Below are 640 nucleotides of genomic sequence, written 5' to 3'. Positions count from 1 at the left end.
CCAACGACAACAACCAAGAAGCCAGCCAGGACAGCACGCAAGAAAGCAACCAAGAACAGTCCGCTGACGGTAACAACAACGACCAGGACGCTGACAGCGAACAGGACACCGACCAGGGCATCGAACAGAGCGTCGAAAGCACCAACAAAGGCGACGCCGGTGACGCCGGTGACGGCGGTAACATCCTTGGCGGTGACGGCGGTGACGGTGGCGACGCATCGAGCGAAGCCAACGACAACGACCAGGAGGCCAGCCAGGACAGCTCACAGGACAGCAGTCAGGAGCAGTCCGCTGACGGCGACGGCAACGAGCAGAACGCCGACAGTGAGCAGACGTCCAACCAGGGAATCTCCCAGAGCGTCGAGAGCACCAACAAAGACAACGCCGAAGACGGTGAGGACGGCGGCAACGTCCTTGGCGCCGACGGCGCCGACGGCGACGACGCATCCAGCGAGGCCAACGACAACGACCAGGAGGCCAGCCAGGACAGCACGCAAAAGAGCAGCCAGAAACAGACCGCTGACGGCGACGACAACGAACAGAACGCCGACCAGACCAGCGACGTCACGCAAGACGCCGACCAGGAAGCGGAAGGCAGTGACAACGACCAGGATAGCAGCCAGGACGCCAAAACCGACCA

Annotated in this window: 1 protein-coding gene; it reads left to right on the top strand. The window is 62.5% G+C overall.

Translation table 11 applies throughout. From position 1 onward, the window contains the following. On the top strand, nucleotides 1-640 hold a 640-nt coding region (locus OB905_03125), incomplete at both ends, for a hypothetical protein (GenBank protein MCU4924978.1).

The sequence above is a fragment of the Halobacteria archaeon AArc-dxtr1 genome (assembly GCA_025517425.1).
GTDB lineage: Archaea > Halobacteriota > Halobacteria > Halobacteriales > Natrialbaceae > Halostagnicola.
The sequence above is the reverse complement of the archived record's forward strand: the minus strand, read 5'-3'. Positions and strand labels throughout refer to the sequence as shown.